This window comes from Phaeobacter sp. HS011 (assembly GCF_018101215.1).
GTDB classification, from domain to species: domain Bacteria; phylum Pseudomonadota; class Alphaproteobacteria; order Rhodobacterales; family Rhodobacteraceae; genus Phaeobacter; species Phaeobacter inhibens.
The window spans coordinates 177,115-193,069 of sequence record NZ_JAGEUF010000007.1 but is presented as its reverse complement, the minus strand read 5'-3'; the positions used below and the strand labels follow the sequence as shown (position 1 = coordinate 193,069).

The 15,955-nt window shown below is 62.3% G+C and carries 13 protein-coding genes; 8 read left to right on the top strand and 5 right to left on the bottom strand.

Going from position 1 to position 15,955, the window contains the following annotated elements; genetic code table 11:
* Positions 1-59 precede the first annotated feature (59 nt).
* Both J4721_RS15155 and J4721_RS15150 read left to right on the top strand, forming a co-directional pair.
* Complete coding sequence (locus J4721_RS15155; protein WP_014875297.1) at positions 60-1,703, top strand: CTP synthase; 1,644 nt, start codon at positions 60-62, stop codon at positions 1,701-1,703.
* Positions 1,704-1,967: 264 nt separating this feature from the next.
* Positions 1,968-2,870, top strand: coding sequence for a fructose bisphosphate aldolase (locus J4721_RS15150; protein WP_211002952.1), 903 nt, complete (start codon positions 1,968-1,970; stop codon positions 2,868-2,870).
* A 101-nt stretch (positions 2,871-2,971) separates the two neighbouring features.
* On the opposite strand, the gene J4721_RS15145 is transcribed toward J4721_RS15150, so the two are convergent.
* The gene (locus J4721_RS15145) at positions 2,972-3,757 is read right to left on the bottom strand and encodes a crotonase/enoyl-CoA hydratase family protein (protein WP_211002953.1); all 786 of its coding nucleotides are present in this window, start codon (positions 3,755-3,757) and stop codon (positions 2,972-2,974) included.
* Positions 3,758-3,896: 139 nt separating this feature from the next.
* Here J4721_RS15145 and J4721_RS15140 point away from each other — a divergent pair, with 139 nt between their 5' ends.
* Positions 3,897-5,006, top strand: a complete 1,110-nt coding sequence (locus J4721_RS15140) for a pyridoxal phosphate-dependent aminotransferase (RefSeq protein ID WP_211002954.1) — start codon at positions 3,897-3,899, stop codon at positions 5,004-5,006.
* Between the two features lie 24 nt (positions 5,007-5,030).
* Here J4721_RS15140 and J4721_RS15135 read toward each other — a convergent pair whose 3' ends face one another.
* Complete coding sequence (locus J4721_RS15135; protein ID WP_211002955.1) at positions 5,031-6,296, bottom strand: alanine--glyoxylate aminotransferase family protein; 1,266 nt, start codon at positions 6,294-6,296, stop codon at positions 5,031-5,033.
* A 403-nt stretch (positions 6,297-6,699) separates the two neighbouring features.
* Between J4721_RS15135 and J4721_RS15130 the strand changes: the two genes are divergently transcribed.
* The 3 genes from J4721_RS15130 (at position 6,700) to J4721_RS15120 (ending at position 10,009) form a co-directional block, all read left to right on the top strand.
* On the top strand, positions 6,700-8,541 hold the full coding sequence (locus J4721_RS15130) for an ABC transporter ATP-binding protein (protein WP_211003048.1): 1,842 nt from the start codon (positions 6,700-6,702) through the stop codon (positions 8,539-8,541).
* A gap of 55 nt (positions 8,542-8,596) precedes the next feature.
* Positions 8,597-9,337 carry a folate-binding protein YgfZ gene (locus J4721_RS15125; RefSeq protein WP_211002956.1) on the top strand — a complete coding sequence of 247 codons (741 nt, stop codon included), beginning with the start codon at positions 8,597-8,599 and terminating at the stop codon, positions 9,335-9,337.
* A 102-nt stretch (positions 9,338-9,439) separates the two neighbouring features.
* Entirely contained in the window at positions 9,440-10,009 is a 570-nt protein-coding gene (locus J4721_RS15120) for a hypothetical protein (RefSeq protein ID WP_102855015.1), read from the top strand.
* 89 nt (positions 10,010-10,098) lie between these two features.
* Here J4721_RS15120 and efp read toward each other — a convergent pair whose 3' ends face one another.
* Positions 10,099-10,662, bottom strand: coding sequence for an elongation factor P (efp, locus tag J4721_RS15115; RefSeq protein WP_014875305.1), 564 nt, complete (start codon positions 10,660-10,662; stop codon positions 10,099-10,101).
* Between the two features lie 216 nt (positions 10,663-10,878).
* On the opposite strand from efp, the gene J4721_RS15110 reads away from it, so the two are divergent.
* Positions 10,879-11,196, top strand: coding sequence for a DUF6280 family protein (locus J4721_RS15110; RefSeq protein WP_008207990.1), 318 nt, complete (start codon positions 10,879-10,881; stop codon positions 11,194-11,196).
* Positions 11,197-11,384: 188 nt separating this feature from the next.
* Positions 11,385-12,845: a cobyric acid synthase gene (locus tag J4721_RS15105; protein WP_211002957.1), complete on the top strand. Its 1,461-nt coding sequence runs from the start codon at positions 11,385-11,387 to the stop codon at positions 12,843-12,845.
* 66 nt (positions 12,846-12,911) lie between these two features.
* Here J4721_RS15105 and J4721_RS15100 read toward each other — a convergent pair whose 3' ends face one another.
* Positions 12,912-14,327 carry a hypothetical protein gene (locus J4721_RS15100; protein WP_211002958.1) on the bottom strand — a complete coding sequence of 472 codons (1,416 nt, stop codon included), beginning with the start codon at positions 14,325-14,327 and terminating at the stop codon, positions 12,912-12,914.
* Between the two features lie 129 nt (positions 14,328-14,456).
* Positions 14,457-15,875 carry a TolC family outer membrane protein gene (locus J4721_RS15095; protein ID WP_014880680.1) on the bottom strand — a complete coding sequence of 473 codons (1,419 nt, stop codon included), beginning with the start codon at positions 15,873-15,875 and terminating at the stop codon, positions 14,457-14,459.
* Between the last annotated feature and the right edge of the window lie 80 nt (positions 15,876-15,955).

Sequence of the window (15,955 nt, the reverse complement as noted above, 5' to 3'; positions counted from 1 at the left end):
GGTTTCTGCAACCGCCGGGCAGCTGAATTCTGACTTCTCACGGGGGCAGCCGAACACTCATGGCGCGTTTCATTTTCATTACTGGCGGTGTTGTATCATCTCTGGGCAAAGGGCTGGCATCCGCCGCTCTTGGGGCACTTCTGCAGGCACGCGGCTATTCCGTCCGTCTGCGCAAACTGGACCCCTATCTGAACGTCGATCCGGGCACGATGAGCCCGTTCGAACATGGCGAAGTCTTCGTGACAGACGACGGCGCCGAAACCGATCTCGACCTTGGCCACTACGAACGTTTCACCGGCGTGGCCGCCCGCAAGACCGACTCGGTCTCCTCGGGCCGGATCTATTCCAACGTGCTGGAAAAGGAACGTCGGGGCGACTACCTCGGCAAGACCATTCAGGTCATTCCGCATGTGACCAATGAAATCAAAGACTTCATCTCTATCGGAGAAGATGAGGTGGATTTCATGCTCTGCGAAATTGGCGGCACCGTCGGCGACATTGAAGGGCTGCCCTTCTTTGAAGCCATCCGCCAGTTCGCCAATGACAAGGCGCGGGGCCAGTGTATCTTCATGCACCTGACCCTACTGCCCTACATCAAGGCCTCAGGCGAGCTGAAGACCAAACCGACCCAGCACTCGGTGAAGGAGCTGCGCTCCATCGGTCTGGCGCCCGATATTCTGGTTTGCCGCTCCGAGGGTCCGATCCCGCATAAGGAACGCGAAAAACTGGCGCTGTTCTGCAACGTGCGCGCCGACAGCGTGATTGCCGCGCAGGATCTGAAATCCATCTATGAGGCGCCGCTGGCCTATCACCGCGAAGGTCTCGATCAGGCAGTTCTGGATGCCTTTGGCATTGCGCCTGCCCCGAAACCCAAGCTGTCGCGTTGGGAAGATGTGGCCGACCGCATCTACAACCCCGAAGGCGAAGTCAAAATCGCCATCGTGGGAAAATACACCCAGCTGGAAGACGCCTATAAATCCATCGCTGAGGCACTGACCCATGGCGGCATGTCCAACCGCGTGAAGGTGAAGATCGAATGGGTCGATGCCGAGCTGTTCGACAAGGAAGACGCCGCCCCTTATCTGCAGGGTTATAACGCCATTCTGGTGCCCGGCGGCTTTGGCGAGCGCGGCACCGAGGGCAAGATCAAGGCCGCACAATATGCCCGTGAGCATAAGCTGCCCTATCTGGGCATCTGCCTCGGCATGCAGATGGCGGTGATTGAAGCGGCCCGCAACGTGGCCGGCATCTCCGAGGCGGGTTCGGAAGAATTCGACCATGAGGCCGGCGAAAAACGCTTTGAACCGGTGGTCTACCACCTGAAAGAATGGGTGCAGGGCAACCACACCGTGGCGCGCAAGGTCGATGACGACAAGGGCGGCACCATGCGTCTGGGTTCCTACAACGCCACACTGGCCGAAGGCTCCAAAGTGGCCGAGGTCTATGGCACCACCAAGATCGAGGAACGCCACCGCCACCGCTATGAGGTCGACACCAAATACCGCGAGCAGCTGGAGGCCTGCGGCCTCAAATTCTCCGGTATGTCTCCCGATGGCCGCCTGCCGGAAATCGTCGAATGGTCTGATCACCCCTGGTTCATCGGTGTGCAGTTCCACCCGGAACTGAAATCGAAACCGTTTGATCCGCACCCGCTGTTCGACGATTTCGTCCGCGCCGCCAAGGAAGCCTCGCGTCTGGTCTGACACCCGACGCCTCAGGCGCCACAGATCACTACACCATTAAAAGGCAGGCCCTCACGGTCTGCCTTTTTTCCTGCCTGCGCGCCACAGCGTGCTCTTGGCAATCGCAGCGCCCGCCCAGCTGCACAGATTTGCTCAACACCGCCACCTGTGACCATTGTTAGCGGAGGCGTTAGCGCAACCACCTGATGCTAATAGTTGTTTCCTGCCGCAGGCGCGGTATAGACGGTGCCAGACAGACAATCCCTTTTCGTGGAGACCCGACATATGGCGCAAGAAACCTCGACCCAGACCGCACAGCTTGATCGTATCGCAAACGGCAAGGGCTTCATCGCGGCGCTCGATCAGTCCGGCGGCTCCACCCCCAAAGCGCTGGCGCTTTATGGTGTGACCGAAGACGCCTATGGCAATGATGACGAGATGTTCGGTGAGATCCAGAAAATGCGCGCCCGCATCATCACCGCTCCCGATTTCAACAGCGACAAGATCCTTGGCGCGATCCTGTTTGAAAAAACCATGGATGCGGCGATCGACGGCACGCCGGTGCCTGCCTACCTCTGGGACAATTGCGGTGTTGTTCCGTTCCTCAAGGTGGACAAGGGCCTCGCAGACGAGGCGGACGACGCCCAGACTATGAAACCGATGCCCGATCTGGACGCCCTGCTGTCGCGCGCCGTGAAGGCCGGGATTTTCGGCACCAAAATGCGGTCGGTCATCAAGGGCGCCAATGCCACCGGCATCAACAATGTCGTCGGCCAGCAGTTCATCGTCGGCCGCCAGATTGCCGCTGCCGGTCTGCTGCCGATCATCGAGCCGGAGGTGGACATCAACTCCGCCACCAAAGCCGAGGCAGAAGCCCTGCTGAAAGACGCGATTCTGGCCGAGTTGAACGCCCTGCCCGCCGATACCAAAGTGGCGCTGAAGCTGACCATCCCCACCGAGGCCGGTCTTTATGACGATCTCGCCGCCCATGCCAATGTGGTGCGCGTCGTGGCCCTGTCCGGCGGCTACACCACCGATGATGCCTGCGAAAAGCTGGCGAAGAACAGCACCATGATCGCCTCTTTCAGCCGTGCCCTGACCGAAGGTCTGAATGTCGCCATGAGCGATGACGACTACAACGCAGCGCTAGGCTCCAACATCGACAAGATCTATCGCGCCTCGATCTGACGATTACGCCGCCCCTGACGGGGTAGGACACCAAAGAAAGAGCCGCGCCGGTCAGATCCCGGCGCGGCTCTCTTTCATTTCAGATCGGACTGACGTCGGGCTCAGTCGAATTTGGGCGCGCGTTTCTGCATTTGGGCGGCGACCACTTCCATCTGCTCAGGCTTGCCGATCAGACCGACCTGAACGCGGGATTCCTCCAGCAGCACCTCGGCGCGGTCTTGACTGGTCTCGGCGGTCTCAATCAGCGCTTTTGCCGCGCGGATGGCGGCGGGGCTTTGCCCTGCGATCACTGTCGCCAGCTCATGGGCGCGGGCCATGGGATCTTCGGCCAGCTCAGTGACCAGCCCCCAGTCCAGCGCCTGTGGCGCCGACACTTTCTCCGCCGTGTAGGTCAGCCGCCGCAGCACATCGGACCGCAACAGCTGCGGCAGCAGCACCATGCCGCCCATATCCGGCACGATCCCCCATTTCATCTCCATCACTGAAAACCGCGCATCGGGCGCAGCAATACGGATATCTGCCCCCAGCGCCAGTTGCAGCCCGCCGCCAAAGGCGACGCCATTGATGGCGGCAATCACCGGCATCGGCAGGCGACGCCAGACCATTGCCACCTGCTGCACCTGATTGGCATCGCCATGAGAGCGGCTCATCAGCCACTCTTCGGGGTTTTTCAGCCCCATCTGGGCAAAGCTCATCAGATCAAGACCGGCGCAGAACGCCTTGCCCTCGCCCGACAGCACGACCACCCGCGCCTTGCTGTCCATCAGGCTTTCACCGGCGGCGATGATCTCTTCGATCATCTGGCTGTCCAGCGCGTTCATCTTGTCACCGCGGGTCAATGTCACCCGTGCGATGTGGTCTTCGATCTCTACCGATACCCGTGCCATGTTGGCCCCCTCTTTCTCGGAAATTCTCTTGGCCGCAGACTGCCCCGGATCCCGGCAGTGATCCAGCGTAACGCCGGGGCAGACCTGCACCCTGTCGCCTGCGCTTGCCCGGACGCACCGGATCACGTTATCTGCCCCCATGACACAGCCACGTTACACCCCGCTTGCCCACTCCCTCCCCGCTTCGGTCCCCTTTGTCGGGCCGGAAACCCAGGAGCGCCAGCGCGGCGCGCCCTTCACGGCGCGGCTGGGCGCGAATGAGAATATCTTTGGCCCCTCGCCCAAGGCGATTGCGGCCATGCAGGCCTCGCTGGGCGAAATCTGGAAATACGGCGACGCCGAAAGCCATGACCTGCGTCAGGCGCTGGCCACGCATCACGGTGTTGCGCCCCAGAACATCATGATTGGCGAAGGTATTGACGGGCTGCTGGGCTATCTGGTGCGGCTGCTGATTGGCGAAGGCGATGCGGTGGTCACCTCGCTTGGCGCCTATCCAACCTTCAACTATCATGTCGCGGGCTTTGGCGGCGTGTTGCATACCGTCCCCTATCAGGACGACCACGAAGACCCCGCCGCGCTCTTTGCCAAGGCGGCGGAGGTGGATGCCAAGCTGGTCTATCTCGCCAATCCTGACAATCCGATGGGCAGCTGGCACAGCGGCGCCGTTCTGCTGGCGGCGATGGGCGCCCTGCCCGAGGGCTGCCTGCTGCTGCTGGACGAGGCCTATATCGACTGCGCCCCCGACGGCACCGCCCTGCCCATCGACATCAATGATCCCCGCGTGATCCGCACCCGGACGTTTTCCAAGGCCTATGGCATGGCCGGTGCGCGGGTGGGCTATGTGCTGGCAGAGGCCGGGCTGATCTCCGCCTTCAACAAGGTGCGCAATCATTTCGGCATGAACCGCACCGCCCAGATTGGCGCGCTGGCGGCCCTGCAGGATCAGGCGTGGCTGGCCCAGGTTCTTGGCCGCATTGCCACCGCGCGCGACCGGATTGCGCAGATTGCCCGCGACAATGGGCTAACGCCCCTGCACTCAGCCACCAATTTCGTAGCCATCGACTGCGGAGCGGATGGCGCTTTTGCCAAATCGGTGCTGGAGGGTCTGGTGGATCAGGGCGTGTTTGTACGGATGCCCTTTGCGGCGCCGCAAAACCGTTGCATCCGCGTCAGCTGCGGGCCGGAGGATCAGCTGGACGCCTTTGCCCGCGCGCTGCCCGTCGCGCTGGAGCGGGCGCGCAACGGCTGAGACTGTGCCAGGGCCTGCTGCGGATCACCCGCAGCAGCTGCCCACAGCAGAGAGTTCCGGTGATGCTGGAACCGCCGTCGCACCGGCCCCGGCGATCACCTGTGAGGCCGCCTCGAGCGCCCCGGATCCATGCGGGATCTCCAGCGCCTTCAACCCGGCATCAACACCGCCCAGCAGCCCCATGATCATCTGACCGCTCACATGGCCCATATGGCCCAGCCGCAGGAACCCGTGCCACTCCGGGCTGTTTGGAGGCGCCATGCCAAGGCCAATGCCCAGCGTCAGACCCAGGGTCTGCTCCACCCACGTGCGCAGTCGGGTGGCGTCATCCCCGCCCAGATGCAGCGAGGTTACCGCATTGGAGCGCAAACCAACGTCCTGCACGTTCATCCGTAGCGGACCGCCGTCGCCCCAGCGGTCACAGGCCGCCCAGATCGCCTGTGCCAAGCGATGATGCCGCGCCCAGACGGCCTCCATCCCCTCACCGTGGATCAGATCCAGCGCGGCCCGCAGACCATAGAGATGATGCGTCGGCGCGGTGCCGCCAAAATACTGATAGAATTCTACGGGGTTGGCGCGCGGCTCCCAGTCCCAATAGCGGCTGACCCGTGGCAGGCGGGCACGCGCCTCGGCGGCCTTCGGGCTGAAGAACACAAATCCCATACCCGCAGGGACCATCAGCCCCTTTTGGCAGGCGGCAACCATCACATCGACTCCCCAGGCATCCATCTCAAACCGGTCACAGCCCAGCGAGGCGATACAATCGGCCATCAACAATGCGGGGTGATCGCAGGCATCCAGCGCCGCACGCATCGCGGCCACATCGTTGCGGATAGAACTGGAGGTATCCACATGCACCGCCAGCACCGCCTTGATCCGATGCGCGCTATCTGCCGCCAGATGACTGGCGATGCGGTCCATGTCCCAGGGCGCGCCGGTGCCGAAATCGAGCATCTCCACCTTGATCCCCAGCGCCTCGGCCATTTCTGACCAGCCGATGGCAAAGCGGCCCGAAGCGGCCACCAGCACGGTATCGCCGGGCTGCAAGGTGTTCTGCAACGCCGCCTCCCAGGCGCCATGGCCGTTGGAGATATAGATCGCCACATGATGCTCCGTCCGCGCAACACGGCGCAGATCGGGAATCAGCGTGGCGGTCATCTCAACCAGCTCGCCCGCGTATATGTTGGGAGAGGGACGGTGCATGGCCTGCAACACAGCGTCCGGAATGACCGAAGGTCCGGGGATCGCCAGATATCCGCGCCCGGCGGCAAGGGAAACATCCGCTGTCATTCTGCACTCCTGTGTTGAGGCTCTGCCCTGTTGTTGGTGGACTGTGGCGCGGGCACGCCGGGGCCGCAACCCCTTGCAAAGCCTGCCTTGTAGGATTTGATGCAAGCTGCGCAACGGCTGTCGGTCCGGCGCCAAGCATGGCAGCAAAAGCGGCGCTACGCTTGCACCTTTGCCCCCAGCTGCTTAAATGGCGCAGGCCTGACGCGGATGTCAGTGCCAGAAAAAACCACATCGGTTGTGCCCCTTGCCCAAGACTGACCCCAAGACCCCCTCTCCCGCAGCGCCGGACACGGCCCCCGTCACGGAAGCGTCCAAGGCGGCCGCTGTCCCGACGACGGATCAGACCGTGGCGCCCCTCCCCGCCGCAGGCGAGGCCCCGGCCATAAAAAGCAAGCCCGAGCACATGTCCTCGCGCGAGTTACTGGGATGGCTGTGGCGCGGATATCTGCGCCACTATATGGGCCTGTTGGGGCTGGCGATCCTGTTCATGTTGATTGAGGGCGGCACCGTTGGTGGCCTCAGCTACATGATGCAGCCGATGTTCGATCTGGTGTTTGTCGCGGGCAATACCACGGCGCTGTTCTGGGTCAGCCTGGCGTTTCTGATCATCTTTTCCATGCGGGGGCTGTCCAGCGTCTGCCAGAAGGTGATCCTCAGCAAGATTTCCCAGACCTCCGCCGCGCATATGCGCAAGGATATGCTGGCGCGACTGATCCGACAGGATCCCTCGTTCCATCAGGTGAACCCGCCCGGTTTTCTGATCCAGCGGGTACAGAGCGATGTGATGGCGATCAATTCGGTCTGGCAGGCGCTGATCACCGGTGCCGGCCGCGATGTCACGCAGATGGTGGCGGTGCTGGCGGTGGCGATCAGCGTTGACTGGCGCTGGACCGCGATCATGTTGATTGGCCTGCCGATGCTGCTGTTGCCGCTGGCTGCCGTACAGCGCTATGTGCGGCGCAAGGCCTCGCAGGCGCGGGATCTTGGCGCATCGCTCTCCACCCGGCTGGATGAGATTTTTCACGGCATCGTGCCGATCAAGCTGAACAATCTTGAAGACTACCAGACTGACCGGTTTGGCGGCCATATGGATCAGTTCGTCCGCTCAGAAGTGCGCGCCTCCTTTGGGGTGGCCTCCACCACCGGCATGATCGACATTATGGCCGGTCTGGGCGTGATGGGCGTGGTGCTTTATGGCGGCGCGGAAATCATCGAGGGTAAGAAAACCGTCGGTGAGTTCATGAGCTTTTTCACCGCCATCGGTCTGGCCTTTGACCCGATGCGCCGGTTGGCCTCGATCAGCGGCACCTGGCAGGCGGCTGCGGCGGCCATGGAACGCATCAAGGAGCTGATGGACTCCCCGATCAAACTGGTGTCGCCCGAAAACCCCGTCGCCCCGCCCAAGGGCCTGCCCGAGGTGGCGTTGAGCGATGTCACTCTGCGCTATGGCGACTCGGACGTGTTGCGCCATCTGTCGCTGGTGGCAGAGGCCGGCAAGACCACAGCGTTGGTAGGCGCCTCCGGGGCCGGGAAATCCACCATCTTCAACCTGCTCACCCGGCTGGTGGACCCGCAGGAGGGATCAGTGACCGTGGGTGGCGTTGCGGTGCGCGATCTCGATCTGGACGACCTGCGCGGGCTGTTTTCCGTGGTGACCCAAGAGGCGCTGCTGTTTGACGAGACCCTGCGCGAGAATATCCTTCTGGGGCGCACTGATGTGAGTGAAGAGCGGCTGCAGGAGGTTCTGGAAGCCTCTCATGTTGCGGACTTCCTGCCGAAACTGGCCAATGGGCTGGACACGCTGGTGGGTCCGCGTGGCTCGGCCCTGTCCGGTGGCCAGCGCCAGCGGGTGGTGATTGCCCGCGCGTTGCTGCGTGACACGCCGATCCTGCTGCTGGACGAGGCGACCTCGGCGCTGGATGCGCAATCTGAAAAGGTTGTGCAGCAGGCGCTGGAGAAACTGTCCGGCGGGCGCACCACGCTGGTGATCGCGCACCGGCTGTCGACCATCCGCAATGCCGATAAAATCGTGGTGATGGAACGCGGTCAGGTGATGGATCACGGCACCCATGAGGAGCTGCTGGAACGCGGCGGGATCTATGCCGATCTCTACCGGCTGCAGTTTCAGGACGGTAAGACACTGGTGGACCGCCAGGGTGTTGCCGCACAGGCGCCCAGACAGTTCAGCGAAGGGGGCGACCAGCCCCGTTGGTTCCAGAAACTGGCCCGCCGTATGTTTGGCTAGGCCTTGCCCACCTCGCGACCTACATTGCCTATGAGATCCTTCAGGAGCCTGACCTATGAGCAACCGCCGCATTTTGCGCCTCTCCGGGGCTGATACCCGCGATTTCCTTCAGGGGCTGATCACCAATGATGTCACCAAGGTCGATCAGGGGCTGGTCTACGCCGCGATGCTGACCCCTCAGGGCAAATATCTGGCGGATTTCTTTGTCGCCGCTGAGGGCGATGATCTGCTGGTGGACGTGGACGAAAGCCTGGCCGCCAGTCTGGCCAAACGGCTGACCATGTACCGGCTGCGCGCCAAAGTGACCATTGAAGAGACCGATCTGGCCGTGCGCCGGGGCACCGGACCTGCGCCTGAGGGCGCGCTGGCGGATCCGCGCCACCCCGATCTGGGCTGGCGGATGTATGGTGCACAGCCGGGGGATGACGGCAGCGACTGGAACGCCATCCGCGTGGCGCATTGCATCCCCGAAACCGGCATCGAACTGGGACCGGACAGCTATATCTTGGAGGCCGGGTTTGAACGCTTGAACGGCGTCGATTTCCGCAAAGGCTGCTATGTCGGCCAGGAGGTCACCGCCCGGATGAAGCACAAGACCACCCTGCGCAAGGGGCTGGCCACCGTCACTGTTGAGGGTGAGGCCCCCATCGGAACCGAGATCCGCCGCGCCGACAAACCCGTCGGCACGCTGTTCACCCAAGCCGGAGATCAGGCCATCGCCTATCTGCGATTCGACCGCGCCGGGGCGGATATGTGTGCGCAAAACGCGCGGATCGACTGGCAGGTTAAGACCTGAGGCAATCCTGTGGCTGCACCCTCGGCTTGTGACGCGACGTCACTGCGGGAGCGCGGCCTGGGGCAGCTATGTCTCAGACATCATTTTCACGAGGATTATTAGATGCGACTGCTCCCCTGCCTTACGCTCATGCTGCTGCCCCTGCCCGCTCTCGCCAGTGATTATTGGGAATATCAGGACTGGTCCGTCGCCGCCGATATGCGCATCACCGAGGAGCATGATTGGCGCGATTGCACCGCCTGGACCGGCGGCGACGGGCTGCCTCTTTTGCGTATGACAGTCACCCAAGGCGACGTCGGCCCGCCGGAAACCTACCCGCAGCTGGAGCTGTTTGAGAGCGCGCCGCGCCACTATCCGACGCAGGTGCAGAATGGGCAGGCGATCGGATTTGTGATCGACCGGGAGGCGGTGTTCTACGGTATCGCCAACGCCGAGATCAACGAGGAAGGCCTCGCTGAGGCGAGCGCGCAGGTCCGCTGGATGGACGCGCTGAACAGCATTCTGTGGATGCAGAACGGTCAGCGGATGGAGGTACGGACAGTGGTTCCCTACGCCGCAGGCGAGATGGTTCTGGACGCGTCTTTGGCCGGATTTACCGCCGCCTACGGCAAGATGATGGATGAATGCGGCCACAGTCTGGAGCTGCGCCAGCTCGAAATCGACTACAACTGAGCGGTTTCCCATCCCCTATACAGCAACAAAAAACCCCCGCAGCCTGACTGTGGGGGTTTTTCGTATTTGGATATGTTGGCGCTAACTACTTATGCGCGCTCAGAATATTCCATGGTCTCGGTGTTGACGATGATCATCTCGTCCTGACCAACGAAGGGCGGCACCATAACCTTCACACCATTATCAAGGATCGCCGGCTTGAAAGAGTTGGCGGCAGTCTGGCCTTTGACGACTGGCTCGGTCTCGACGATTTTGCAGGTGACTTTCTGCGGCACGGTGGCGTTCAGCGCCTCGTCGTCGTGGAATTCAACAACGATGGTCATGCCATCCTGCAGGAACGGACGACGGTCGCCCAGAAGCTCTGCGGGCAGTTCGATCTGCTCATAGGTTTCGGCATCCATGAACACCAGCATGCCGTCACTCTCATAGAGGAACTGCTGATCTTTCTGCTCCAGACGAACCTTCTCGACCTTGTCGGCGGAGCGGAAACGCTCGTTCAATTTGGAGCCGTTGCGCAGGTTGCGCAGCTCGACCTGAGCAAAGGCGCCGCCCTTGCCGGGCTTCACGTGATCGACTTTGACAGCGGCCCACAGACCGCCATTGTGCTCGAGAACATTGCCGGGGCGGATCTCGTTACCGTTGATTTTGGGCATGACAAAAATCCCTCTCGGGTGGTTGATGAACTGTTAACCGCCCCTATATCTGGCAGGGAGTCGGCTGGCAAGACAACGATATGTCGTGTGACGGACCGGAGAGCTATGCAAATTGCGCATAAAAGATATGCGTATGGAGGCTATCCGAATCGTCACAATTCCGCCATAAGGAGCGTCACGCCGAAATTGCAATAGCAAGAACAAAAAGGAAGCACGATGCGAGATTTCGTTGACGGCACCGCATATAATAACGAGCAAGGCAACCGTGCACGCAAACTGTTTGCTGCGGTTGTGCTGGCGGCACTTGATGATGCGATCGCCGATGACAAGAAATATGGTAACGGCCCCGAGCAGATCGCTCGGTGGGCACGGTCGCGCGACGGGCGCGAAGTGCTGAGCTGTGCAGGCATCGACCCGAACGAACGCGTGGTCGGCGGCCTGATGGAATTTGTGGGCCGGGGTGTCCGTACCTCTGTCGCGCTGTCGCGCGAAGAGAGCGAACGCCGCAATGCGGCACAGGCCGAAGCGGCCTGATCAGACCTGCCAGTCTGAAACTGTATATGACTGTCGAAGAAAAGCGCGTCCTGGGGGGCGCGTTTTTTCTTTTTGTGGTGGCGGTTTCAACGTGGAATAGGCCGCTCTCCGGGCTTTTCAGGACGGGAAAAATCCGCCATGGCTGAGAGTTGAGAAACCAGACCACCAATTGCGCGAAAGAGGCGGCCATGACAGCACGGGCGATCATGATCCAAGGCACCGGCAGCAATGTCGGCAAATCAATGATCGTCGCCGGGCTGGCCCGTGCCTTTGTGCGCCGGGGCCTGTCGGTGGCCCCGTTCAAACCACAGAACATGTCCAATAATGCGGCCGTGACGCCCGAAGGCGGCGAGATTGGCCGTGCACAGGCCTTGCAGGCCCGGGCCGCCATGCGCGCGCCCCATACGGATATGAACCCTGTACTGCTGAAGCCCGAGAGCGAGACCGGCGCCCAGGTGATTGTGCAGGGCAAGCGTCGGGGCACCCAGGCGGCGGGATCCTTCATGCGCGACAAAACCGGCCTGCTGGAGGCGGCCCTGGAGAGTTTTCACCGGCTGGCGGCGGATGTGGATCTGGTTCTGATCGAAGGCGCCGGCTCGCCTGCGGAGACAAACCTGCGCAAGAATGACATCGCCAATATGGGCTTTGCCTGTGCGGCAGAGGTGCCGGTGGTTCTGGTGGGCGATATCCACCGGGGTGGTGTGATTGCGCAGATTGTCGGCACGCACACGGTGCTGGAGCCGCAGGATCTGGCGCGGATCAAGGGCTTTGCCGTCAACCGGTTTCGCGGCGACCGCAGCTTGTTTGATGCCGGTCGCGATGACATCGCCGCACGCACCGGCTGGCCCTCGATGGGGGTGATCCCGTGGTTCTGGGATGCGTGGAAACTACCGGCCGAGGATATGATGGATATCGCTTCCCGTCCCGGTGGCGCCTGCAAGATTGTGGTGCCGCAGCTGGAGCGGATGGCAAATTTCGACGACCTTGACCCGCTGGCAGCCGAACCCAATGTCACAGTTGAAATCGTACCTGCAGGTCGCGCCCTGCCCGGCGATGCGGATCTGGTGCTGATCCCGGGCAGCAAATCCACCATTGGCGATCTGGCGTATCTGAGGGCACAGGGTTGGGACATTGATATCCTCGCCCATTACAGGCGCGGTGGTCATGTCATGGGGCTCTGCGGCGGCTATCAGATGCTGGGGCAGACCATTGACGATCCGGATGGCGTCGATGGGCGCCCGGGCAAGGTGGCCGGGCTTGGCCTGTTGGATGTGCATACCGTGATGGCAGGCGAAAAACGGGTGACATTGACAGAGGCCGTGACCCGCGATGGCAATCTGCCGGTCAGCGGTTACGAGATCCACATGGGCCGTACCAACGGGCCTGATTGCGCCCGCGCCTGGCTGGACATCGATGGGCGCGCAGAGGGGGCGGTATCTGCGGATGGTCGCGTCAGAGGCTCATATCTGCACGGGCTGTTCAGCTCCGATGCGTTTCGGGCCTCGGTGCTCTCCGGTCTCGGCCATGAGAGTATCGCGGGCTATGACAACGGGGTTGAGGCCACGCTGGATGCGCTGGCGGATCACCTTGAGGACTGTATGGATCTGGATGCGCTCTTGGCGCTGGCAGAACCGGTGCGCAGCGCGTAAACGCCGACAGTCACGCCTGCCCGCACCATCTATATCGTCAGATCCGTCAGGCCAGAGGCGGAGGTCTCAGAGCAAGTTCTGGGCGGAAAGGGCGCGGTGGATTTCGCGGCGCACCAGCTTGCGGACATTGCGGGTGATCCGCTCGCCCAGGGCGCCCTGCAGCTCCTCACGCACGATTTCCGAAACCAGCTCACGCAGGGCGTGCTCATCCAGAAAGCTCTCATCGGAGCCAAGGGCGCCGAGCGCGTCAAGTGCGGTTTCCGTAACCGAGGTTTCCAGCAGGTCGCGATCAACCTCATCGGCGGTGGATGCGGCTGGCGCTGCCGGGATATCGGTGCTTGTGTTCTCCTCAACCTCCTCAATCGCGGTATCGGTCGCTGGCGCCTCAAGCTGCGCATGCAACTCCGGCTGGGGGGCTGGGAGGTCGATCTGCGGCGCGGCGCTTACCTGTGGTGTCTCAGCCTGCGTATCACTCCCCTCGGGCGTGATGGCCATATCCGCAACAGTCTGGGCCTGATCCTCGGTTTCCGTCTGGTTGTGCGCGGCGCCGTCACTGTCCTGATCATCCCAGGCAAGCGTTTCCAGATCACTGCCCGCATAGGGCGTGTCGCGGGATCCGTCAGGTTCCCAGAGCACCGGGCGGGCCGTATTGGCCGCTTCCATCTCTGCCAGTTTCTGCACCACCGCGCCGACCTTCGGGTTCAGTTGAGAGGTGGGTTTTGCCGGGGGCGCTGGCGGATTGGGATCCTCGGCCTGCGCCATATCATCGGGATCGGTGCTGGCAGCGGCCTGATAGAGCGTGGCGGCGGGATCCGTCCAGGGCGCCTCATTGTTGAGTGTCACCTCGGCCTTCGCGGCTGTCGCGGCGGGGGCAGCTGCGGCAGCGGGGGGCGTATCCGCGGCTTCATCGGCAGCTGTGGCGGCAGCGATACCATTGAAAAAGGCCAGATCCTCATTGCCGGGATCATTGTCATGCAGGGCGATGCCCTGTGCGATGAGGTCCTGCGGCTCATTCCAGAATTCTATGGCATCCGCTGCCAGCAGCGCCTCAAACCTGTCTTTGCCGGAGGGATCTGCCTGCGGGCTGGACGCGATATTGGCGCTCTCTTCAGACCGGTGATCATCATCGGCGGGCGCAGCGGCGGCCACAGCGGTCGCCTCAGCGACGGCGGGGGTCGCAGGTGCAGGGGCATTCGCAGGTGCAACAGGGGTCAGCTTGCTTTCCGGGACGCGCAACGCCGGTGTCAGAACCAGACGGGTGACCGGCTGGCTACTGCCATTTGTGGCGCCATTGGCGGATCCCGGCGCGGCAGCCCCCTGCCCGCCGGATGACGCTGGTACGGGTTTGGCGATCTGCGCAGCCAATGCGGCCTCTGCCCCCTTGCCAAGCGAGGAGCCAGATGCGCGGCTGTCCTCGCTCACCAGACGGCGGATCGACGACAGGACGTCTTCAATTTCAGCTTGGGTCACCGGTTCGGACATTTTTGCTTATCACTCTCGCCTCTTGCGATAGAGTGTAGCGATCTGACTGCGTCCAGACAACCGTGTGAATTAAGTGGTTTTTAAGGAGGCCCACGCAGGCGAGCCCCCTAGAATTGTCTTTGCGAGGCCTTAGTTTTTGCCCAAGGCGCGCATGACCCGGTCCAGATCCTTGCTGCGCTGGCTGACATGGGCCGGGGCGTCCTTCACCAGATTGTAGTAAAGCGTCGGATCGTAGATTTCGACAGCCAGACCTAGGTGTTCCGCCGTCAGAAGCCCCTGCGCCTGCAACAGCGCATAGGCTGCGAGGGCCTGATTAGCGCGTGACTGGACACGGGCGGTCTGGGCGTTCAGCAACTCCTGCTCTGCCTCAAGAACGTCCAGCGTGGTGCGGGCTCCCAGGGTGGCCTCCTCGCGGATACCATCAAAGGCAACGCGCGCGGCGCGGACCTGTTCGTTGGACGACACAAGGCTGGCACGTGCGGCTTCCAGCACCACGAAAGCCTCAGAGACATCCTGCACGACACTGCGCTGAGTGGTGATCAACGCACCGCGTTCTGCCTGAAGACGCGCGATACTGGCGCGCCGAGCCGAAGCCACAGCCCCGCCTGCATAGAGGCGCTGGCTGAGCACAACACTTGCGCTTGACGTATCACTTGTGCCGGAGCCGCTGGGATCTTCACCGTGACCGACACTGGCGCGGAAGTTTACCGTCGGGCCGAGGCCACGACTGGCGCTCTGAGCGCTCAGATCGGCGGCTTTGACCGCATGTTGCTGTGTCAGCAGGCTGGGGTGATTGCGCATGGCAATGGCTTCTGCAGACTGCAAGGAGGCAACCCGCTGAGGCAGCGGCGGCTGGCCCGCAATTGTTCCCGGCTCACGGCCGACGGCCTGCACATAAGTTGCCTTTGCATTGAGCAGATCGCCCTGGCTTTCGATCAGGCTGGCCTGCGCGCCCGCAACCCGGCTTTCAGCGAGCGCCACATCGGTCCGGGTCACCTCGCCGACTTCGAACCGGTCATTGGCCGCCCGCAGTTCCTCCCGCAGGAGGCGCAGGTTGTTGCGGCGCAAAGACACCGTATCCTGCTGCAGCAGCACGTTGACGTAGGCCTGTACCGCAGCGAACAACACCTGCTGCTCGATATCAATCAGTGCCTGCCGCGTGGCCAGAACGGTTTCCTGCGCCGCCATCTGGTTCAGGCGGGACACGCCGTTGTCAAACAGCAACCAGGAAACATCCAACGCTGTCGAAATCGACGAATCGTGATTGGAGACGGCAAAGCTGCCAAACCCAGTGCGGACATATCGACGTTCCGCCTGCGCCACCCAGTCCACAACCGGACGCAAACGGGCGACGGCCACAGCGACGTTTTCGTCCTGCGCGCGCAGCAGAGCGCGGTTCTGTTCCAGAAGGCCGCTGGTGTTATAAGCCCCAATCATGGCATCGGAGAGATTGTCCGCTGCCGCCTGTTTCGGGGCGCCCAGCAGCAGTGCTGCGCTTCCGGCGAAGACGAAGGCCTTGAACAGGTTTGCCGTCAGTTTATTGCGCATCTTTAGCCTCATGTGGTCCGGCCCACCGACGCGGCAGTGCCGTTCTGCTCTCTGGCGCTGCGGATCGTCAGTCGCCTGTA